Here is a 20,300-nt window from a genome sequence, read left to right on the forward strand (position 1 = left end):
GAGCCGGTCATGCCTACCGCACGCATCTATCAGCAGCCCAAGAGCGCCATGTCCTCGGGCAAGGCGCTGACCCACCGCTGGGTGCTCGAGTTCGAGCCGAGCGCGGCGCAGCGCGCCGATCCGCTGACCGGCTGGGCTGGCTCCGGCGACACGCGCGAGCAGGTAAAGCTGCGCTTCCCGACGCTGAAGGCGGCGCAGGCCTATGCCGAGCGCGAGGGAATCGAGGCGCATGTGATCCCCGCGCCGGTCGCCAAGCTGAAGCTGCAGGCCTACGCCGACAATTTCCGCTGACGGCGGGAGCCGTTCGGCCTATCATCGGTTACCTTCGTGCAGGCCGGGTTCGCGTAATCGTACCGGCTTTCCAGACAAGGGGCCGATGATGCCGACTTCCACCGCTTTTGACGTGTCCCGCCGCGGCGTGCTTGCCGGCGGCGTGGCGACCGCCGCCACCGCCAGCGTGTCGATCGCCGCCGACGCCGCACCCCAATCCGCTCCCGCCAGCGCCGAGCCGCGCGTCCCCGTGACGCTGAAGGTCAACGGCAAGTCCAACCGCGTCGATCTCGATCCGCGCACGACATTGCTCGATGCGCTGCGCGAACACTGGAAGCTGACCGGCACCAAGAAGGGCTGCGACCATGGCCAGTGCGGCGCCTGCACCGTCATCGTCGAGGGGCGACGCATCAACAGCTGCCTGACGCTTGCGGTGATGCACGACGGCGAGGCAGTGACGACGATCGAGGGGCTGGGCGAGCCCGGCGACCTCCATCCGATGCAGGCCGCGTTCGTCGAGCATGACGGCTATCAGTGCGGCTATTGCACGCCGGGACAGATCTGTTCGGCGGTCGCCGTGCTCGACGAGATCAAGGCAGGCATCCCCAGCCACGCCACCGCCGACGTCGCCGCCCAGCCGGCCTTCTCGATCGAGGAAGTCAAGGAGCGGATGAGCGGCAATATCTGCCGGTGCGGCGCCTATGCCAACATCTTCGACGCCATTGCCGACGTGGCGGGCGAAGCCAGGGGGGCACGCGCATGAAAGCTTTCACCTACGAACGCGCCGCCACCCCGGCCGAGGCGGCGGCCGCCGCCGCGCGCACGCCGGGCGCCAAGTTCATCGCCGGCGGCACCAACCTGCTCGACCTCATGAAGCTGGAGATCGAGACGCCGCGCCACCTGATCGACGTCAACCGCATCGGCCTCGACAAGGTGGAGGACACGCCCGATGGCGGGTTGCGCATCGGTGCGCTGGTGCGCAACACCGATCTCGCTGCGCATCCGCGCGTGCGCCGCGACTATGCCGTGCTGACGCGCGCGCTGGTGTCGGGCGCCTCGGGGCAGCTCCGCAACAAGGCGACGACGGGCGGCAACCTGCTGCAGCGCGTCCGCTGCCCCTATTTCTACGACACCGCCAAGCCGTGCAACAAGCGCAAGCCGGGATCGGGCTGCGCGGCGATCGGCGGCTTCAACCGCGGCCTCGCCGTGCTCGGCACCAGCGAGGCCTGCATCGCCCAGCATCCGAGCGACATGGCGGTGGCGATGCGCGTCCTCGACGCCATGGTCGAGACGGTGAAGCCCGACGGTGCGACCCGGACGATCCCGATCGCCGACTTCCACAAGCTGCCCGGCACGACCCCGCATATTGAGAACGCGCTCGAAGCGGGCGAACTCATCACTGCCGTGACGCTGCCAGCACCCGTTACCGGCACGCATGTCTATCGCAAGGTGCGCGATCGCAGCTCCTATGCTTTTGCGCTCGTGTCGGTCGCGGCGATCGTTCCCAGCGACGGGCGGGCGCGCGTCGCGCTCGGCGGCGTCGGTACCAAGCCCTGGCGCGTCGAAAGCGCCGAGGCGGGCGACGACGCCGGCATGGGCAAGCGCATCCTCGCCGGGGCCAAGCCCACCACCCAGAACGCCTTCAAGCTGCCGCTTGCCGAGCGCACGCTGACCGCGGTCCTCGCCGACGCAAGGAGCTGATCCGATGCAGTTCAACGAACCCGCCACCGCCAATCCGATCGACCGCCAGCGCGTCGTCGGCAAGCCGCTGAGCCGCATCGACGGCCCGCTCAAAACGACCGGCCGCGCCCCCTATGCGTATGAACGGCACGACGTCGTCGCCAACCAGGCCTATGGCGCGATTGTGCCTGCAACGGTCGCCACCGGTCGCATCACCCGCATCGACACGGCGGAGGCCGAGGCGGCACCAGGCGTGCTCGCCGTCGTCCATCACAGCAATGCCGGCAAGCTCGGCAAGGCCAAAGCGATCACCGCCAGGCTGCTCGCCGGGCCGGAGGTCGAGCATTATCACCAGGCGGTCGCCGTCGTCGTCGCCGAAACCTTCGAACAGGCACGCGCCGCCGCCGCCCTCGTCCGGGTTGAATATGCGCGCGGCACCGGCGCCTTCGATCTGGAGAAGGAAAAGGGCAAGGCGGTGAAGCCCGGCCGGTCGGCCGACACCGCAGTCGGCGACTTCGAAGGCGCCTTCGCCAGTGCGCCGGTAAAGATCGACGCGACCTATACGACCCCGGATCAGGCGCATTCGGCAATGGAGCCGATGGCGACGATCGCGGCGTGGGACGGGGATATGCTCAACGTCTGGACGTCGAACCAGATGATCGACTGGGCACGGCGCGACATTGCCGAAACGCTGTTGATCCCCAAGGAAAAGATCCGGGTCCAGTCGCCCTATATCGGTGGCGGCTTCGGATCAAAGCTTTGGATCCGTGCCGACCTGGTGCTCGCGGCGCTGGGGGCCAAGGCGGCGGGTCGCCCGGTCAAGGTCGCGCTGCCGCGCCCGGTGATGGTCAACAACACTACGCACCGGCCTGCAACGATCCAGCGCATCCGCATCGGCGCGGACCGAGCCGGCAAGATCGGCGCGATCGCGCACGAGGTGTGGTCGGGCGACCTGCCAGGCGGCGGGCCGGAGACGGCGGCGAACCAGACGCGGCTCCTCTATGCCGGCGCCAACCGCATGACCGCGCACCGCCTCGCGACGCTGCACCTGCCCGAGGGCAATGCGATGCGCGCGCCCGGCGAGGCGGTCGGGCTGCTCGCGCTTGAGGTCGCGATGGACGAACTGGCCGAGAAGCTGGGCATGGACCCGATCGAGCTGCGCATCCTCAACGACACGCAGGTCGATCCCGAAAAGCCCGAGCGCCCCTTCTCGAAGCGCCAGCTCGTCGAATGTCTGCGTATCGGCGCGGAGCGATTCGGATGGAACGCCCGCAAGGCCAAGCCGGGTCAGGTGCGCGACGGTCGCTGGCTGGTCGGCTATGGCATGGCGTCGGCGTTCCGCGACAACCTTGCGATGGACTCGGGCGCGCGCGTCGGCATCGATGCCAAGGGCAAGGTGACGGTTGCCACCGACATGACGGATATCGGGACCGGCACCTACACCATCGTCGCGCAGACCGCGGCTGAGATGATGGGCGTCGATGTCGACGACGTGATCGTGCTACTCGGTGATTCGAGCTTTCCCGTCTCGGCAGGCTCGGGCGGCCAGTGGGGCGCCAATAGTTCGACCGCGGGCGTCTATGCCGCCTGCCTCAAGCTGCGCGAGGCGGTGGCTCGCAAGGCCGGCTTCGATCCGGCGACAGCCGAGTTTGCCGATGGCTTCGTCGGCCAGGGCAACAAGCGAGTGCGCCTGTCTGAGGTCGCCGGGCGCGAGGGACTATCGGCGGAGGACACGATCAAGTTCGGCGACCTCACCAAGCGTTACGCCCAAGCCACCTTCGGCGGCCATTTCGCCGAGGTGGGCGTCGATGCGGTCACCGGCGAGGTCCGTATCCGGCGGATGAGCGGCGCGTTCGCCGCCGGTCGTATCCTCAACCCCAAATCTGCGCGCAGCCAGGTCATCGGCGCGATGGTGATGGGCGCAGGCGCAGCGCTGATGGAGGAGCTCGTCGTCGATCCGCGCTTCGGCTATTTCGTCAACCACGACCTCGCCGAGTATCATGTGCCCGTCCATGCCGACATTCCGGTGCAGGACGTGTTCTTCCTCGACGAGACCGACGACAAGTCGTCTCCGATGAAGGCCAAGGGCGTAGGTGAGCTCGGCATCTGCGGCGTCGGCGCGGCGGTGGCGAACGCGATCTACAATGCCTGCGGCGTGCGCGTGCGCGAATATCCCATCACGCTCGACAAGATCATCGGCAAGCTGCCGCCCGTCACCGCCGCCTGAGCGCCGTCGGGCGGGGTCAGATGACCTCGCCCGACAGCCGCTGGCACACCATGTCCAGCTGGTCGAGCGTCGAATAGCCGATTGTCAGCGTACCCCCGCCCTCGCCGAAGCTGATCCTCACGTTGAGGCCAAGCACGTCGCCGATCTGTCGCTCAAGCGCGGCGATATCGGCATTGTCAGAAGGCGCCGCGGGCGCGATCTTGCGCTCGCGCGTGCCCGCTCCGGCCGGTGCCCCGGCACGCGCCAGCTTCTCGGTATCGCGCACCGACAGGCCGCGCTCGACCACGCGCTCGGCCAGCGCCTCCGGATCGGGAGCGTTGATGATCGCGCGGGCATGACCCATGCTGAGCGCACCGTCGATCACCAGCTTCTGCACCGTTACCGGAAGATCGAGCAATCTCAACAGGTTGGCAACATGGCTGCGCGACTTGCCGACCAGCTTGCCCAAGGCCTCCTGCGTGTGGCCAAAGGTCTGGATCAGCTTGGAATAGGTGTCGGCCTCTTCGATAGCGTTGAGATCCTGGCGCTGAATATTCTCGACCAGCGCGATCTCAAGCGTCTCGGCGTCGTCGAGGTCGCGGACGATGACCGGTACCTCGTGCAGCCGCGCACGCTGCGCCGCGCGCCAGCGGCGCTCGCCGGCGACGATCTGATAATCCTTGCCGTGCGGACGAACGACGATCGGCTGGATGATCCCGCGCTGGGCGATCGACTGGGACAGCTCGTCGAGCGCGGTTTCATCGAAGTGCCGCCGCGGCTGGCCCGGATGCGGTGCGAGCGAACTGACCGGCAGCATCCGCACGCTTGAGGCGACCGCCGGCAGCGCGTCATCGGTCGGCATCGCCCGCGGCGCGGCGTCGCCAAGCAGCGCGGAGAGTCCTCGACCAAGGCCGGCCGGCCGAGCCTTGCGGGGGGTCGGATCGCTCATGCCGCCTTCGCCAGACGTGGCAGCCGACCAATCACTTCCCTCGCCAGCGCGATATAGGCTTGAGACCCCGCACAGCGATGGTCGTAGATCAGCGCCGGCACGCCGTGACTCGGTGCCTCCGACAGACGGACGTTGCGCGGGATCACAGTGTCGAACACGACGCGGCCCAGCACCGCCCGCACATCGTCGGAAACTTGGTCGGTGAGCCGATTGCGCCGGTCGTACATCGTCAGCACGACACCCAGGATCGACAGACCCGGATTGAACCGCTCGCGAATCCGTTCGACTGTGGTGAGGAGCTGACTCAGCCCTTCGAGCGCGAAGAACTCGCACTGGAGCGGCACGAGCAGCGCGTGGCTCGCCACCATCGCGTTGATCGTCAGCAGGCCCAGCGAGGGTGGGCAATCGATCAGCACCACGTCCCAACGCTTGCCGCCGCGCTCGATCGCCTGATCGAGGCGGTGGGTGCGTGCCTCGAACTCAATGAGCTCGATCTCGGCACCCGAAAGATCCTGCGTCGCGGGCACGATGTCGAGGTTCGGGACGCGCGTCGCGATCACCGCATCGTCGACGGTCATGTCGCCGAGGAGCAGGTCGTAGCTCGACCGCTCGCGATCATTGCGCCCGATGCCGAGGCCGGTCGACGCGTTGCCTTGTGGATCGAGATCGATCAGCAGGACTCGCTTACCCGTCGCAGCCAGCGCGGTGCCAACATTGATTGCGCTGGTCGTCTTGCCCACCCCGCCCTTTTGATTGGCGACGGTCACGATAATCATCGGCGCCTCACTTGCCGGGCGACTACGATCTTCGAGTCGGCGGCGGTCAAACTGGGTTCCACGTGGAACACTCCATGCCATGCCGCGCGGGCATCGGCCAGTTCGCTTTCGGCCGAACGACCCTTGGGCAGCAACCAAATGGTGGATAAGTCGGTGAAACCCGCGCTATCCATCAGCAGCATGTCAAGCGACGCAACGGCGCGTGCGGAGACGATCGCGGCGGGAGTGCGGCGGCACCGTACCGCTGACGTGCAGAGCACCTCGGCATCGAGGTTCATCGCCGCGATCACCGATTCGAGGAAGTCGGCGCGCCGGCGGCGCGGCTCGATCATCACCACATGTCGCGACTGAAGGATAGCCGCCACGATGCCCGGCAATCCCGCGCCCGAACCGATGTCAATCCACTCGCCGTCACCCGCACCCTTCGCCAAGGGCACCAACTGAGCCGAGTCGAGCAGGTGGCGCGTCCAAAGCTCGTTCGCGGTCGATCGCGCGATCAGGTTCTGGCGTTCGCTCTCGGCGAGCAGCCGTTCGGCATAATCCTCCAGCCGCATGACGGCTGCGTTGCCGAACCGGTCGGCGATCCACTCCCGGGCCTCGCCCTCGGTCACGCCGCCCGCCGCCGAACATGGAGGAGAATTGCCGTCAGCGCGGCGGGAGTGACCCCGCGAATGCGCGAAGCGGCGGCGAGCGTATCAGGCATTGCCGCCGACAGTCGCTCGACCATCTCGTTCGAAAGGCCGGCGATGGCGCCGTAGTCGATGGCATTCGAGAGACGGACCTGCTCGTCATGCAGGGAAGCGACCTCTGCAGCTTGTCGTTCCAGATACGGCGCATAACGCGCATCCTCGACGGCTTCGCCAACCACCGACGCTTCGGCCTCGAGCCCCTGCAGTAGCTGCGCCGGCGTCACCTGTGCAAACCGGAGCCATTCCGCAAGCGTCCGCCGGGTGCCGTCGAGCGCGACCTCGGCCCCGGCGAGCCGGAGTTCATGCGGCGTGCGCGTCTGCCCGAGCCATTCGTCGACCTCGCCGCGGGCGCGCTCACGCACGCGCATCCGCTCAAGCCGCGCTGACGACAGACACCCCGCTGCCGCCGCGACCGCCGACAGGCGCGTCTCGGCATTGTTGGCGCGCAGATGCAGCCGATACTCGGCACGTGCGGTGAGCATGCGATAGGGTTCGGTCACGCCCTGCAACGTCAGATCGTCGACCATCACGCCAATATAGCTGGTCGCGCGATCGAAGCCGACCGGTGCAAGTCCGCAGGCATGCGCCGCCGCGTTCAGACCGGCGACCAGCCCTTGCGCCGCCGCCTCCTCGTAACCCGTCGTGCCGTTGACCTGTCCCGCCATGTAAAGCCCCGGCATTGCCGGGACCGCAAGTGACCGATCAAGTGCTCGCGGATCGATGTGGTCGTACTCAACGGCGTATCCAGGCGTCACGATCCGTGCGCGTTCCAATCCCTCGATGCTGGCGATCATCTCTCGCTGCACGTCGTCGGGCAACGAGGTCGAGATCCCGTTAGGATAGACCAGACGATCGTCGATCCCTTCCGGCTCGAGAAAAACCTGATGGCCGTCACGGTCGGCGAAGCGATGAATCTTGTCCTCGATCGAAGGGCAGTAGCGTGGCCCCTGCGCCCCGATCGCACCAGAGAAAAGCGGCGAGCGATCGAGAGCGCCCGCGATGATCTCGTGCGTGCGTGCGTTGGTGCGCGTGACGGCGCAGGACAGCTGCGGCAGCACGCGCCTGTCCGTCATCGGCGACATGGTCCAGGGGTCGTCGTCGCTCGGCTGCACCGGCAGACGCGCCCAATCGATCGTCCGGCCGTCGAGGCGCGGCGGCGTGCCGGTCTTGAGGCGCGCCATTGGCAGCGACAAACCGCGCAACTGGTCGGCGAGCCGCGTCGCGGCTGGTTCCCCGATCCGCCCCCCGTCCGCTCGCAGCTCACCACGGAAAATCCGCCCGCCGAGAAACGTGCCGGTGGCCAGGACGACCGCCTTACCCGAAAGCGCCGTGCCGTCCGCCAGCATGACACCCGCCGCGCCGCCGCCAGTGACAATCAACGACGCCGCTTCGCCCTTCACGATCGTCAGCCGGGTCTCACGCGACAGCATCGTCCGGATGGTGGCAGCATAGCGGCGGCGATCGGCCTGGACCCGCGGCCCCTGAACAGCGCTGCCCTTGCTTCGGTTGAGCATGCGGTAGTGTAGGCCAGCAACGTCTGCGGCACGCGCGATCAACCCGTCGAACGCATCAACCTCACGTACGAGATGGCCTTTGCCAAGCCCACCAATCGCGGGATTGCATGACATCGATCCGATCGTCGACGGATCGAAACTGACGAGTGCGGTCGACGCGCCACGACGCGCGGTCGCGGCTGCGGCTTCGGTGCCGGCATGGCCCCCACCGATGACGATCACGTCGAATTGCATGTGCCCGCCCTACGCGCGCCGCACGCGGTCGTCAAAACGTTCCACGTGGAACACACTATTTGCCGATGCAGAATCGTCCGAACAGCTGGTCGAGCATTGCCTCTACCCCCGCCGCGCCGGTCACGCGGTCGAGTGCTGAGCGGGCCTGTCGCAGATGCTCGGCCACAAGCAACAAATCACCTGCCTGGGCAGCCGCGGCGATTTCATCTGCCGCAGTCGCAAGTTCCCTGTGCTGACGCCGATTGAGCGCGCTGCCGTCCTCGGGCGGCAACTTTGATGCAACCGCGCGGTGGATGGCTGCCCACAGCTCGGCCAAGCCCGCTCCCGTCACGCCTGACACAGCGATCGCATCAGCTGGCGCGACGCGATCTACAACATCGGCGTGAGAGGCTACCCGGACCGCATCGGGACGCGGCAATGGCAACTCGTCCTCCAGCCAGAGGATGACGTCCGCCCGCTCGATCGCCTCTCGCGCTCGATCGATACCGATCGCCTCGATCGGATCATCCGAAGCCGTGCGCAAGCCTGCCGTGTCGGTCAGCACGAAGGGGACGCCTTCGTGCGCTACGCTGACCTCGATCCGGTCGCGTGTTGTCCCCGCCACCGGTGACACGATCGCCATCTCACGACCGGCCAGGGCATTGAGCAAGGTTGATTTCCCACGGTTCGGACTGCCGGCGAGCACCACGCGGAATCCTCGATGGAGCGCCTCGACCAATGGCTGCTCGAGCCGCGCCTGCATCCGCTTCCGCAGTCGCTCCAGCCGGTCGCGCAACTCCGTGTCGGACGCCGCTTCAGCGTCCTCTTCATCGGCGAAGTCCAACGCAACTTCGACCGATGCCGCGACGCCGAGCAGCTCTGCGGTGAAATCATCGATGGTGCGACGCAGCAAACCTTCGGTGCCCGCTACCGCCGCGCGATGCTGCGCGTCGGTCTGTGCAGCGAGCAAATCGCCAAGTGCCTCAACTTGCGCAAGGTCAAGCTTACCGTTCTCAAGCGCCCGGCGGGTAAAGGCGCCAGGCGCCGCAGCCGTGACGCCCGGCTGCGCAAGCAATGCTCGCTCGACCGCCTCAACGACCGCCAAGCCGCCATGGACGTGGAACTCGACCAAATCCTCGCCCGTCGCACTGCCGGGCGCGGGGAAGACGAGCACCAGCGCCTGGTCGAGCACCAAGCCTCGATGACGCAGACGCCGCACCGCCGCCCGGCGCGGTTCGGGAAGGGGTCCGGCCACGGCGCTGGCCGCCGCAAAGGCCTGCGGCCCACTCAGCCGGATCACGCCGATCGCCGCGGGCGGCGGCCCGCTCGACAGCGCGACGATCGTATCGGCCATGATCAGTCGCGCGGGCTCTTCGCCGACATGTCGAAAAGCTGCCGCCAGAAGGTGAGGCCAGCCTCGCCCATCGGTGCCCAGCTCTTCATCATCGTTTCGATGAGCTCGGGGCTCGCCCCCTTCTCCATCGTTTCCTGGACCATCGCGACATAGCGCTCGTGGACGGGCGTGAAATCGGGCAGGCCCATGGCGCGCCGCGCTTCCTCCGGCGTGCAGTCGACCTCGACATTGATTTTCATTGGCCACCCCGATTAGCGCGAACCCCCGCACGATAGGCGCGTTGAGCGCGCGCACGCAACCAAGAGGAACATCCATGCCGCAGATCGAGATCGACACGCTGAAGCAGGAGGGCCGCTTCCCCGCCTATGTCGCAAAGCCCGAGGGCACACCCCGCGCGGCGATCGTCGTCATTCAGGAGATTTTCGGCGTCAATCGCGGCATCCGGCAGAAGTGCGACCGCCTCGCCGCCGATGGTTATCTGGCGATCGCGCCCGACCTGTTCTGGCGGATCGAGCCAGGGATCGAACTCGACCCTGACGTGCCGGAGGAGATGCAGCGCGGGCTCGACCTGATGGGCCGGTTCGATCAGGACCAGGCGATCAGCGACATCGAGGCGACGATCCGTGCCGCTCGCGCTCACCTTCCCGATAGCGGCAAGGTCGGCGTCGTGGGCTACTGCCTCGGCGGTCGCCTAGCCTATATGACCGCGGCGCGGACCGATGTCGACGCGTCGGTCGGCTATTATGCGGTGGGCATTGACGGGCTGCTGGGCGAGGCCCACGCCATTGCCAACCCGCTCCTCCTCCACATCGCCGGCGACGACGGGTTCGTCGATAAGGAGGCCCAGGCGAAGATGCACGCGGGGCTGGACAACCATCCGAGGGTTACGCTGCACGACTATCCCGGCGAGGATCACGGCTTCGCGACCGAGATCGGCAACCGTCGTTCGCCGCAAGCCGCCGACAAGGCCGATGCGCGCACCCGCGATTTCTTCGCGACACACCTCGGCTGACATGAAAGGGGGAGCGGTCGCCCGCTCCCCCCAGGTTTGATGTCGGACAGCCGTCAGATCACATGAACAGGCTGGCAAGTCCCAGCGTGTCGGGCGTGCCCATCCAGCCCTCGTAGATCATCTTGAGCGCGACCAGTACGATGATGCCGAGCCCGACATAGGCGATCCAGCGATAGCGATCGATCAGCCGGGCGATGAAATTGGCGGCAAGACCCATCAGCGCCACCGACAGGAGCAGGCCAACGACGAGGATACCCGGGTGCTCGCGCGCGGCCCCGGCGACGGCAAGGACGTTGTCGAGGCTCATGGACACGTCGGCAACCGCGACCGACCAGGCGGCGCCGGCGAAGCTCTTGGCGGGCTTGAGGCCCGACGCCTCGTCGCCGGCGATTTCGGGCGAACCATCGCTGTGATGGCCGGCGCGGATCTCGCGCCAGAACTTCCAGCTGACCCACAAGAGCAAAAGTCCGCCGGCAAAGATCAGGCCGACGATCCCCATCAGCCAGGTCACGATCAACGCGAACAGGATGCGGAGAACCAGCGCCGCGCCGATCCCGATCAGAATAACCTTCTTGCGCTGATCCGCAGGAAGTCCCGCAGCTAGCGCGCCGACGACGATCGCATTGTCGCCCGCGAGGACGAGGTCGATCATCAGCACCGATCCGAATGCGGCAAGGGCCGCCGGTTCGGTGATGTTGGCGAAATCGGCCAGGATGTGCTGCCAGATTTCGGCCGGCGAACCGATCCCGCCGGTCGCGGCGGCGGCACTGTAGAGAAGCTCGAGCATATGCCGGTCCTAGACGGGAAAACGGCGCGGGCAAGAGGCCCGCGCCGTGAATGATGTGAATGGTTGGGAGCCGGGATGGTTTCCCGTGCCGCCGCGGGCGAGGTCCGCGTCGTCGGTCAAACTGCGCCTGCCGGCGGAATCGGCGCGACGCGCGTCTAGCTTCGCTAGGCGCGCGTGGGCTCGATCAGGAGTTCATCGAGTCGAAGAAATCCTCGTTGGTTTTCGAGTCCTTCATCTTGTCGAGCAGGAACTCCATTGAATCGATGGTACCCATCTGCATGAGGATGCGGCGAAGCACCCACATCTTCGACAGGATCGGCTTTTCGACCAGCAGCTCTTCCTTGCGCGTGCCCGACTTGCCGACGTCCATCGCCGGGAAGATGCGCTTGTCGGCGACCTTGCGGTCGAGGACGATTTCGGAATTGCCGGTGCCCTTGAATTCTTCGAAGATCACCTCGTCCATGCGGCTGCCCGTATCGATCAGCGCGGTGGCGATGATCGAGAGCGAGCCGCCCTCCTCGATGTTGCGCGCCGCGCCGAAGAAGCGCTTGGGCCGCTGGAGCGCATTGGCATCGACGCCGCCGGTCAGCACCTTGCCCGACGAAGGGACGACGGTGTTGTAGGCGCGGCCGAGGCGGGTAATCGAGTCGAGGAGGATGACGACATCCTTTTTGTGCTCGACCAGGCGCTTGGCCTTTTCGATCACCATCTCGGCGACCTGGACGTGGCGCTGCGCGGGTTCGTCGAACGTCGAGCTGACGACCTCGCCCTTCACGCTGCGCTGCATGTCGGTGACTTCCTCGGGCCGCTCGTCGATGAGCAGGACGATGAGGAACACCTCGGGGTGATTGTCGGTGATCGCCTTGGCGATGTTCTGGAGCATCACCGTCTTGCCGACACGCGGCGGCGCGACGATAAGCGTGCGCTGGCCCTTACCCTGCGGCGAAACGATGTCGATGACGCGCGCGGACTTGTCCTTCTGCGTCGGGTCGAACGGATCGAGCTTGAGCTTGGATTCGGGATAGAGCGGCGTCAGATTGTCGAAATTGACGCGGTGGCGGACCGCATCGGGATCGTCGAAATTGACGCTGATGAGTTTGGTGAGCGCGAAATAGCGCTCGCCGTCCTTGGGCCCGCGAACTTCGCCCTCGACCGTGTCGCCCGTGCGCAGGCCGAACTTCCGGACCTGATTGGGCGAAATATAGATGTCATCGGGGCCGGCGAGATAGTTCGCCTCGGGGCTGCGCAGGAAGCCGAAGCCGTCGGGCAGCACCTCGATCGTGCCGAGGCCCATGATCTGCTCGCCATTCTCGGCCTGAACCTTGAGGATGGCGAACATCAGGTCCTGCTTGCGCATCGTCGACGCGCCTTCGACCCCCAGCGCCTCGGCCATCTCGACCAGTTCCGCGGGGGTTTTCTTCTTCAAGTCCTTGAGGTGCATTGGGGCGTCCGGTGCGGGCGTTGGGAGGGGGGCGTCGTGCGGCTCGGCGAATGCGCCGGCGTCGATGCTGGAGGGAGGGCGTGCGGGTGGTCGCCGGAACGGCAACGCTGCACGTTATCGGGATTTAAGGTGGGCTGTGATTCAAGTCAACGTCAGAACGGCTTCACCTCGGCCAGCACAACGATCAGGATCACGGCGAGCGCCGGCACTTCGTTGACCAGCCGCAGCGTGCGGGGGCTGAGCGTCGGGCGACCGGCGGCGAGCTTCCTGGCATAGCCCACCGCCCAGCCATGATAGCCGCTGAGGGCGATCACCAGCGCAAGCTTGGCGTGGAGCCAGCCGAGCCCCGGTTGCCCATCCAGAAGCCCGAGGTTGAGCGCCAGCGCCAGCCCCAGCACCCAGACGATCACCAGCGACGGCGTCAGGATCATCCGCCGGAGCAGCGCCTCACGCTTGATCCACCGCTCGGGCTCGCCGGGGATCGACAGGCCTTCCTGATGATGGACGAGATATCGGGGCAGCATGAACAACCCCGCCATCCAGAAGATGACGAAGACGACATGCGCCGCCTTCACCCAGAGATAGGCTCCGTCCAGATAGCCGATCACGCGGCGCCCCTTACCTGCACGATCAGCGCCTCGACATGCGCGATCGGCGTGTCGGGCAGGATGCCGTGGCCGAGGTTGAAGACATGCGGCCGCCCCGCGAACGCGGTCAGGATGCGATCCACCGCGCGGGCGAGCGCGTCGCCGCCGGCAATCAGCGCGAGCGGGTCGAGATTGCCCTGGACAGGCATCCCAGCCGGCAGCTCGCGGGCCGCCCATTCGGGGGCGATCGTCTCGTCCACGCCGACCGCATCGACTCCCACCTGCTCGGCATAGTCGGCGAGCTTGGCCCCTGCCCCCTTCGGAAAACCGATGATGACGAGTTCGGGGCAGCGCGCGCGCAGCCCCCCAACGATCGCCTTGTTCGGCGCGATGACCCAGCGCTCGAACTGCTCGGGGCTGAGGCTGCCGGACCAGCTGTCGAACAGCTGCACCGCCTCCACCCCCGCCTCGTGCTGGCGAGCGAGATAGTCGATCGTCACGCCGACGATGCGATCGACCAGCCGCTGCATGGCGGCGGGATCGCGGTAGGCGAGGCGGCGGGCGGCATCATGCGTGCGGCTCCCCTGCCCTGCGATCATGTACGTGGCGACCGTCCAGGGCGATCCGGCAAAGCCCAGCATCGTCACTTCATCGGGCAGGATCGCGACGATGTTACGGACCGCGGCATAGACGGGGTCAAGCGTATCGGGCGCACCGGGCTGAAGCGCGTCGATCGCTGCGGCATCGGCGAGCGGTGGGGCGAGCCGCGGCCCCTCCCCCGTCTCGAACCAGAGCTGCTGGCCAAGCGCCATCGGCACGGTCAGGATGTCGGAAAAGAGGATCGCGCCGTCGAAACCGAAGCGGCGGATCGGCTGCATCGTGATCTCGCACGCCGCAGCCGGATCCATCGCCATTGCGAGGAAACCGCCCTTCGCCTCTCGCAGCGCGCGATACTCGGGCAGATAGCGGCCGGCCTGTCGCATGAGCCACATCGGCGGCACGGCCTGTCGCGCACCCTTCAGCGTCGCAAGCAAGGGTCGGTGCGTGTCGGAACGGCGCAATCAGGGTCCCTTCAAACAATAAAGAAGAATCTAAGATGGATGTTGAAAGAGGATGGCGCGTGGGTTTCGTGGCTTAAGCCGCGCTGCCGGAAATGCCAACAGCTTGACCCCGGCGGCCCCGCAGATGCGCTCGGATTCGGCGGCAGCGTCCACATTATCCACAGGCTGGGGATGGAACCTTTGGTCGATGCAGGGAATGTGGACGAACTGGGGATCGATGTGCCCTTTGTCCACGCCTTGGCGGGGGGGCGAAGTTGCGCTAGCGCCTCTCCCCATGTTGTCCACAGATCGGTCCAGCCGGTGAACCGCCTGCACCTCCACCTCCTGTCGGACTCGACCGGCGAGACGCTGGAGAACATCGCCAAGGCGGCGCTCGCCCAATATGACGACGTGGAGACGCTGCGGCACTTCTGGCCGATGGTCCGGTCGGAGGCGCATCTGGAGCGCATCCTGCAGGAAATCGCGCAAAATCCGGGCCTCGTCCTGTTCACGCTGGTCAACGCCGATATCCGCCGGACGCTGGAGGCCCGGTGTCGGGCGATGGGCCTGCCGGCGGTGGCACCGCTCGACGGGGTGAACGCCGCGCTGTCGGGACTGCTCGGCCAGGCGGCGAAGGCGCGGCCCGGGCGCCAGCACATCCTCGACGCCGCCTATTTCGCGCGCGTCGACGCGATCCAGTTTACCATCGCCCATGACGACGGCCTCAACTGGGAGAACTGGGAGGAGGCGGAGATCGTGCTGGCGGGCGTCAGCCGGTCGTCGAAGACGCCGACCTCGATCTATCTCGCCAATCGCGGGTACAAGGTCGCCAACATCCCGATCGTCGTCGAGAGCCCGCCGCCCGACAAGCTCTTCGCGCTCAAGAACCCGATGGTCGTGGGTCTTACGACCAGCGCCGACCGGTTGATCCAGGTCCGCCGCAATCGCCTGCTCAGCCTCAACCAGGCGCCCGAGACGCCCTATGTCGACCAGGAAGCGGTGTCGCGCGAAGTCGCATTCGCGCGGCGGATGTTCGCCGACAATGGCTGGCCGGTGATCGACGTGACGCGCCGCTCGATCGAGGAGACGGCGGCGGCGGTCATCACCCTCTATCAGGAGCGGGGCAAGTGAGGCTCACCCTTGCCTCGCAGAGCGCCAGCCGCCGCGCGATGCTGACCGACGCCGGGGTCCCGCATGAGGCGGTCGCTGCGATGGTGGACGAGGATGCGGCCAAGGCGACATTCGCCGCGCAAGGGCTGAGTGCCCGCGATACCGCCGATGCGCTGGCCGAGCTCAAGGCATCGAAAGTCGCAGCGCTCGGCGCACCGGGGTTGATTCTCGGTTGCGACTCGGTCGTTGCGCTCCACGACGGCCGGCTGCTCGACAAGCCGGTGAGCCGCGCAGAGGCGGCCGAGCATCTGACTGCCATGTCGGGACAGGTCCACGAACTGTGGAGCGCGGCGGTCATCGTCGAGGGGACGCGGCCGGTCTGGCGGCACGTCGAGCGCGCGCGGATGCATGTCCGTCCGCTTTCGCCCACGTTCATCGAGACCTATCTCGACGTCGAATGGCCGGCGATCTCGGGATGTGTCGGCTGCTACCGGATCGAGGGGCCGGGCGTGCAGCTCTTCTCCCGGGTCGAGGGCAGCCATTTTACCGTGCTCGGCCTGCCATTGCTGCCGCTGCTGGGTTATCTGCGCACGCGCGGGGTGATGACGTCATGAACTACGCCGAAGTCATCGGTGATCCGATCGCGCATTCCAAGTCGCCGGTGATCCACGGCTTCTGGCTCGCAGCACTGGGCATCAAGGGCAGTTATAGGGCGACCCGTGTCGAAGCAGATGGGTTGGGTACCTTCTTCGCCGACCGCGCCGCCGATCCCGACTGGCGGGGGTGTAATGTCACCATTCCACACAAAGAGACGGCGCTCGATCATGTGCCCGACCCTGGCGACGTGCGCGGCTCGATCGGCGCGATCAACACCGTGTTCCGGTCGGACGACGGGACGCTGGTCGGCACCAACACCGATGCTGCCGGCTTCTATGCGCCCCTCGCCGACACCGATCTGGCGGGCGGCCATGCCGTGGTCGTCGGATCGGGCGGGGCGGCGCGGGCGGTGCTGTTCGCGCTGTCGCGGATGGGAATCGGCGCGGTCACGCTGATGGCGCGCAACCCGCTGAAGGGCGCGGGCCTGCTCGCCAAGTTCGGGCTCAAGGGCGATGTCGTCGATTTCGCCGCGCCGTTGCCGCCGGTGGATCTGGTCGTCAACACCAGCCCGCTCGGCATGAAGGGTCAGCCGCCGCTGGTCCTCGACCTCGATCCGCTGCCTGAACACGCGATCGTCTACGACATCGTCTACGCGCCGCTCGAGACGCGGCTGCTGGCGGCAGCGCGAATGCGCGAGCTGGCGACGATCGACGGCCTCGAGATGCTGATCGGCCAGGCGGCGGCAGCGTTCGGGCTATTCTTCGGTGCCGAGCCGCCGCGCGACCGCGACGACGAATTGCGCGCGCGCCTGACCGCATGATCCTTGTTGGCCTGACCGGCTCGATCGGGATGGGCAAGTCGACCGTGGCGGCGATGTTCCGCGACGAAGGCGTGCTCGTGTTCGATGCCGATGCCGAGGTCCACCGCCTCCAGGGGCCGGGCGGCGCACTTCTGCCCGCGATTGAGGCGGCGTTCCCCGGCACCACCGGCCCCGACGGTGTCGATCGTGCGGCGCTCGGCCGGGCAGTGTTCGGCGACGACGCCGCGCTCGCCCAGCTCGAGGCGATCATCCACCCGGCCGTCGCCGCGGCGCGCGAGGCGTTCCTGGCCGAGCACGCAGCCGCGCCGCTCGTCGTCCTCGACGTACCCCTTCTTTTCGAAAAGTCGGGCTGGCGCGAGGTTGACCGGATCGCCGTGGTATCTGCACCGGCGGAGATCCAGCGTGCGCGCGTGCTCGCCCGACCCGGTATGACCGCCGAGAAGTTCGAGGCGATTCTCGCGCGCCAGCTGCCCGATGCGGACAAGCGCGCGCGCGCCGATCATGTCATCCCGACCGGCGGTTCGATCGAGGCGACGCGCGCCGCCGTTCGCGACCTCATCGCTTGCCTCGCTTCGTCGCAGGGTCGATAAGAGGCGAATGCGCGAAATCGTCTTCGACACCGAAACGACGGGCCTTAGCTTTCCCGGCGGCGACCGGCTTGTCGAGATTGGCTGCGTCGAGCTCGTCAACCGGGTCGAGACGGGGCGGGTGTTCCACGTCTATCTCAATCCCGAACGCTCGATGCCGGCAGAGGCACAGGCGGTGCACGGCCTGTCCGATGCCTTCCTCGCCGACAAGAAGCGGTTCCACGAACATTGTGAGGAATTCCTCGACTTCATCGCCGACGCGCCGATGATCGCCCACAATGCCGGCTTCGATTTCGCCTTTATCAATGGCGAGCTGGGCAAGTGCGGCCGCCCGCTCGTCTGCACCAGCCGCATGGTCGATACGCTGGCGATCGCGCGGCAGCGGCTGCCAGGCGCCAAGCACACGCTCGACGCGCTTTGCTCGCGCTTCGGCATCGATCGCAGCCGGCGTGTGCTGCACGGCGCGCTGCTCGACGCGCAGCTGCTCGCGCAGGTCTATGTCGAGCTGTCGGGCGGGCGGCAGATCGGTCTCGGCCTCGTCGCCGACCTCGCACCATCGGCCGTCGCATCGGTCGCGGTGGCGGCTCCGGCCACCGTGTCGATCCGGCCACCGCGCGTCTTTTCCGCCAGCCCCGCGGAACTTGAGCGGCACGCAGCCTTTGTTGCGGACCTCAAGGACCCGCTCTGGGGCCAAGCCGATCCCGTCGCCGCGGGCTGATCGCCCGTCGGCGCCCAACAAGAAGGAGAAAGAAGATGGACGTCCGTGTTTCGGGACATCAGGTGGAAACCGGTGATGCGCTCAAGACCCACGTGACCGACCGTCTTCAGGGGATCGCCGACAAATATTTCAGTCGCGCGATCTCGGCCCAGGTGGTGTTCGGCAAGGGGCCGCACGATCACGGCTTCACCTGCGACATCGTCGCGCATGTGATGCAGGGCCTCATCCTGAAGAGCGCGAACACCGGCCAGGACGCGCATGGCGCTTTCGATGGTGCCGCCGACAAGATCGAGAAGCAGCTCAGGCGCTACATGCGCCGGCTGAAGGATCGTAATGCCGGTGAAGTGATCGCCGCGGCCGACGCCATGGCCTATGACAATTCGACGTTCGACGCTGGCTATACCGTGTTCGGCGACGGCGGCGATCATGAGGCAGAGGTCGCCGACGCCCCCCTGGTCATCGCTGAGACGCGCGTTGACGTGCCGTCGGCCAGCGTCAGCGATGCGGTGATGATGCTCGACCTGCGGAACACCAACGCATTGTTGTTCAAGAATAGCGGGACGGACACATACAACATGGTCTATCGGCGCCATGACGGGACGATCGGATGGGTCGAACCCAACCGCGCGGGATGACGTGACCGACCTGAGTGACCTGATCGCGCCGGAGGCGGTGGTAGTCGACCTCGCCGCCGGCAATAAGAAAGCGCTGTTTCAGCAGCTTGCGGCGGCGGCCGCAGGGCCGTTGGGGGTGGAGCCGAAGCTGCTGCTCGACCGCCTGCTCGCGCGCGAGAAGCTGGGCTCGACAGGCTTTGGCGGCGGCATCGCCATCCCGCACGCCCGGATAGAGGAGCTGGGGCAGGTGCGCGCGTTGTTCGCGCGCCTGTCGAGTGCCGTCGACTTCCAGGCGGTCGATGGCCTGCCGGTCGATCTGGTGATGCTGCTCGTCTCTCCCGTGGATGCCGGCGGTGAGCACCTCAAGGCGCTGGCGCGGGTGTCGCGGCGGCTCCGCGATGCGGCATTCGCCGACAAGCTGCGCGGGGCCGGCTCGCGCGATGCCATCTATGCGCTGCTGACGGGGGTCGAGGCGCGCGATGCCGCCTGAACGCGGCGGGGGCGGCGAGGCGGCGCATTTCCGTGCGCTCGAATCGCTATACGCTGCCGCGCCGATCAACCGCTTGTTCGATTCCGCGCTCGAGATCGCCGAGGCGGGCGTGGCCCGCATCCGCTTCATGCTCGATGCGCGCTATTTCCACGCCGGCGGCGCGGCCCATGGGACGAGCTATTTCAAGCTGCTCGACGATGCCGCCTTCTATGCGTGTAACAGCCTCGTCACCGACCGATTCCTGCTTACGACGCAGTTCAACCTTCTCTTCACGCGGCCGCTCGGTGAAGGGCCGGTAGTGGCCGAAGGGCGGTGGATCAGTGGACGGCGGCGCGTGTTCGTCGCCGATGCGCGGCTGATCGACGATGAGGGGGAAGAGGTCGCCCGCGGTACCGGCACGTTCATGCGCAGCCGCATCGCCCTCGCCTCCCTCCCCGGTTATGCGAGGCCGTGACTCGCCTGACGAGTACGATGCGCGTCTCGGCACTGGTCCGGCGTGCGCATCAGGCGGGCGGCAGTGCGATGATCTTGGCCAAGGGCGACCCGACCGGCGGCGCGATCCTCGTCCTGCTGCTCGATCGGGGCATGAACCCGCGTTTTCGCGAACGTGGGCTGGGCGAAGCGGGGAGGCTCATCGAGTCGGGGCCGGTCGATGCCGATCCGGTCGCAGCGGCGGAATATTGGCAGCGTCGCCGCGCGCGCGACCCCGACTTGTGGGTCGTCGAGGTCGATGTCGCAAGCGGGGACCGTCTCGCCGACGAAACAATCGCATCGGGTTGACAATGCGGCAGCGCAGCAGGATAGGCGCCCCCCTGTCTTAATGGCGTTGTGCCAGCGGGGTGCGAT

At 67.0% G+C, this 20,300-nt stretch carries 24 protein-coding genes; 14 read left to right on the forward strand and 10 right to left on the reverse strand.

Going from position 1 to position 20,300, the window contains the following annotated elements; genetic code table 11:
* Positions 1-9: 9 nt before the first annotated feature.
* The 4 genes from COC42_RS09600 to paoC all read left to right on the forward strand — a co-directional run bounded on the left by COC42_RS09600 (position 10) and on the right by paoC (position 4,177).
* Entirely contained in the window at positions 10-291 is a 282-nt protein-coding gene (locus tag COC42_RS09600) for an ETC complex I subunit (protein WP_096342888.1), read from the forward strand.
* An 88-nt stretch (positions 292-379) separates the two neighbouring features.
* Entirely contained in the window at positions 380-1,033 is a 654-nt protein-coding gene (paoA, locus tag COC42_RS09605) for an aldehyde dehydrogenase iron-sulfur subunit PaoA (RefSeq protein WP_096343217.1), read from the forward strand.
* Positions 1,030-1,971 carry an FAD binding domain-containing protein gene (locus COC42_RS09610; RefSeq protein WP_096342889.1) on the forward strand — a complete coding sequence of 314 codons (942 nt, stop codon included), beginning with the start codon at positions 1,030-1,032 and terminating at the stop codon, positions 1,969-1,971. The genes paoA and COC42_RS09610 overlap by 4 nt, the downstream gene beginning before the upstream one ends.
* Before the next feature lie 4 nt (positions 1,972-1,975).
* The gene (gene paoC, locus COC42_RS09615) at positions 1,976-4,177 is read left to right on the forward strand and encodes an aldehyde oxidoreductase molybdenum-binding subunit PaoC (protein WP_096342890.1); all 2,202 of its coding nucleotides are present in this window, start codon (positions 1,976-1,978) and stop codon (positions 4,175-4,177) included.
* 16 nt (positions 4,178-4,193) lie between these two features.
* Here paoC and COC42_RS09620 read toward each other — a convergent pair whose 3' ends face one another.
* Genes COC42_RS09620 through COC42_RS09645 form a run of 6 tightly spaced genes read right to left on the reverse strand, consistent with a single transcriptional unit; the run spans position 4,194 to position 9,890 of the window.
* Positions 4,194-5,105, reverse strand: coding sequence for a ParB/RepB/Spo0J family partition protein (locus COC42_RS09620; RefSeq protein WP_096342891.1), 912 nt, complete (start codon positions 5,103-5,105; stop codon positions 4,194-4,196).
* Positions 5,102-5,881, reverse strand: coding sequence for a ParA family protein (locus tag COC42_RS09625; protein ID WP_096342892.1), 780 nt, complete (start codon positions 5,879-5,881; stop codon positions 5,102-5,104). Before COC42_RS09625 ends, COC42_RS09620 begins: the two co-directional genes overlap by 4 nt.
* On the reverse strand, positions 5,878-6,492 hold the full coding sequence (gene rsmG, locus COC42_RS09630) for a 16S rRNA (guanine(527)-N(7))-methyltransferase RsmG (RefSeq protein WP_096342893.1): 615 nt from the start codon (positions 6,490-6,492) through the stop codon (positions 5,878-5,880). The genes COC42_RS09625 and rsmG overlap by 4 nt, the downstream gene beginning before the upstream one ends.
* The gene (gene mnmG / locus COC42_RS09635; protein WP_096342894.1) at positions 6,489-8,318 is read right to left on the reverse strand and encodes a tRNA uridine-5-carboxymethylaminomethyl(34) synthesis enzyme MnmG; all 1,830 of its coding nucleotides are present in this window, start codon (positions 8,316-8,318) and stop codon (positions 6,489-6,491) included. Before mnmG ends, rsmG begins: the two co-directional genes overlap by 4 nt.
* A gap of 55 nt (positions 8,319-8,373) precedes the next feature.
* Positions 8,374-9,651, reverse strand: coding sequence for a tRNA uridine-5-carboxymethylaminomethyl(34) synthesis GTPase MnmE (gene mnmE, locus COC42_RS09640; RefSeq protein WP_096342895.1), 1,278 nt, complete (start codon positions 9,649-9,651; stop codon positions 8,374-8,376).
* A 2-nt stretch (positions 9,652-9,653) separates the two neighbouring features.
* Complete coding sequence (locus tag COC42_RS09645; protein ID WP_096342896.1) at positions 9,654-9,890, reverse strand: DUF6489 family protein; 237 nt, start codon at positions 9,888-9,890, stop codon at positions 9,654-9,656.
* A gap of 74 nt (positions 9,891-9,964) precedes the next feature.
* On the opposite strand from COC42_RS09645, the gene COC42_RS09650 reads away from it, so the two are divergent.
* On the forward strand, positions 9,965-10,663 hold the full coding sequence (locus COC42_RS09650; protein WP_096342897.1) for a dienelactone hydrolase family protein: 699 nt from the start codon (positions 9,965-9,967) through the stop codon (positions 10,661-10,663).
* Positions 10,664-10,721: 58 nt separating this feature from the next.
* Here COC42_RS09650 and COC42_RS09655 read toward each other — a convergent pair whose 3' ends face one another.
* The 4 genes from COC42_RS09655 to hemE form a co-directional block, all read right to left on the reverse strand.
* Positions 10,722-11,450 (reverse strand): TerC family protein, encoded by a 729-nt coding sequence (locus COC42_RS09655; protein WP_096342898.1) that lies wholly within the window; start codon positions 11,448-11,450, stop codon positions 10,722-10,724.
* A 184-nt stretch (positions 11,451-11,634) separates the two neighbouring features.
* Complete coding sequence (rho, locus tag COC42_RS09660) at positions 11,635-12,891, reverse strand: transcription termination factor Rho (protein WP_096342899.1); 1,257 nt, start codon at positions 12,889-12,891, stop codon at positions 11,635-11,637.
* Between the two features lie 152 nt (positions 12,892-13,043).
* Positions 13,044-13,499, reverse strand: coding sequence for a CopD family protein (locus COC42_RS09665; RefSeq protein WP_096342900.1), 456 nt, complete (start codon positions 13,497-13,499; stop codon positions 13,044-13,046).
* Complete coding sequence (gene hemE / locus COC42_RS09670) at positions 13,496-14,539, reverse strand: uroporphyrinogen decarboxylase (RefSeq protein ID WP_096342901.1); 1,044 nt, start codon at positions 14,537-14,539, stop codon at positions 13,496-13,498. Before hemE ends, COC42_RS09665 begins: the two co-directional genes overlap by 4 nt.
* A 300-nt stretch (positions 14,540-14,839) precedes the next feature.
* Here hemE and COC42_RS09675 point away from each other — a divergent pair, with 300 nt between their 5' ends.
* Genes COC42_RS09675 through COC42_RS09715 form a run of 9 tightly spaced genes read left to right on the forward strand, consistent with a single transcriptional unit; the run spans position 14,840 to position 20,234 of the window.
* The gene (locus tag COC42_RS09675) at positions 14,840-15,649 is read left to right on the forward strand and encodes a pyruvate, water dikinase regulatory protein (RefSeq protein ID WP_096342902.1); all 810 of its coding nucleotides are present in this window, start codon (positions 14,840-14,842) and stop codon (positions 15,647-15,649) included.
* A 38-nt stretch (positions 15,650-15,687) separates the two neighbouring features.
* Positions 15,688-16,242, forward strand: coding sequence for a Maf family protein (locus tag COC42_RS09680; RefSeq protein WP_245844022.1), 555 nt, complete (start codon positions 15,688-15,690; stop codon positions 16,240-16,242).
* Positions 16,239-17,045, forward strand: a complete 807-nt coding sequence (locus tag COC42_RS09685) for a shikimate dehydrogenase family protein (protein WP_096342904.1) — start codon at positions 16,239-16,241, stop codon at positions 17,043-17,045. Before COC42_RS09680 ends, COC42_RS09685 begins: the two co-directional genes overlap by 4 nt.
* Positions 17,042-17,635: a dephospho-CoA kinase gene (coaE, locus tag COC42_RS09690; RefSeq protein WP_096342905.1), complete on the forward strand. Its 594-nt coding sequence runs from the start codon at positions 17,042-17,044 to the stop codon at positions 17,633-17,635. Before COC42_RS09685 ends, coaE begins: the two co-directional genes overlap by 4 nt.
* 7 nt (positions 17,636-17,642) lie before the next feature.
* Positions 17,643-18,350, forward strand: coding sequence for a DNA polymerase III subunit epsilon (gene dnaQ / locus COC42_RS09695; protein WP_096342906.1), 708 nt, complete (start codon positions 17,643-17,645; stop codon positions 18,348-18,350).
* A 35-nt stretch (positions 18,351-18,385) separates the two neighbouring features.
* Positions 18,386-18,985, forward strand: a complete 600-nt coding sequence (gene hpf / locus COC42_RS09700; protein WP_096342907.1) for a ribosome hibernation-promoting factor, HPF/YfiA family — start codon at positions 18,386-18,388, stop codon at positions 18,983-18,985.
* Between the two features lies 1 nt (position 18,986).
* The gene (locus COC42_RS09705; protein WP_096342908.1) at positions 18,987-19,454 is read left to right on the forward strand and encodes a PTS sugar transporter subunit IIA; all 468 of its coding nucleotides are present in this window, start codon (positions 18,987-18,989) and stop codon (positions 19,452-19,454) included.
* Entirely contained in the window at positions 19,444-19,908 is a 465-nt protein-coding gene (locus COC42_RS09710) for a PaaI family thioesterase (protein WP_096342909.1), read from the forward strand. Before COC42_RS09705 ends, COC42_RS09710 begins: the two co-directional genes overlap by 11 nt.
* On the forward strand, positions 19,905-20,234 hold the full coding sequence (locus COC42_RS09715; protein WP_342747300.1) for a DUF1491 family protein: 330 nt from the start codon (positions 19,905-19,907) through the stop codon (positions 20,232-20,234). Before COC42_RS09710 ends, COC42_RS09715 begins: the two co-directional genes overlap by 4 nt.
* The last annotated feature ends 66 nt before the right edge of the window (positions 20,235-20,300 follow it).

The sequence above is a fragment of the Sphingomonas spermidinifaciens genome, assembly GCF_002351485.1.
Classification (GTDB): Bacteria; Pseudomonadota; Alphaproteobacteria; order Sphingomonadales; family Sphingomonadaceae; genus Sphingomonas; species Sphingomonas spermidinifaciens.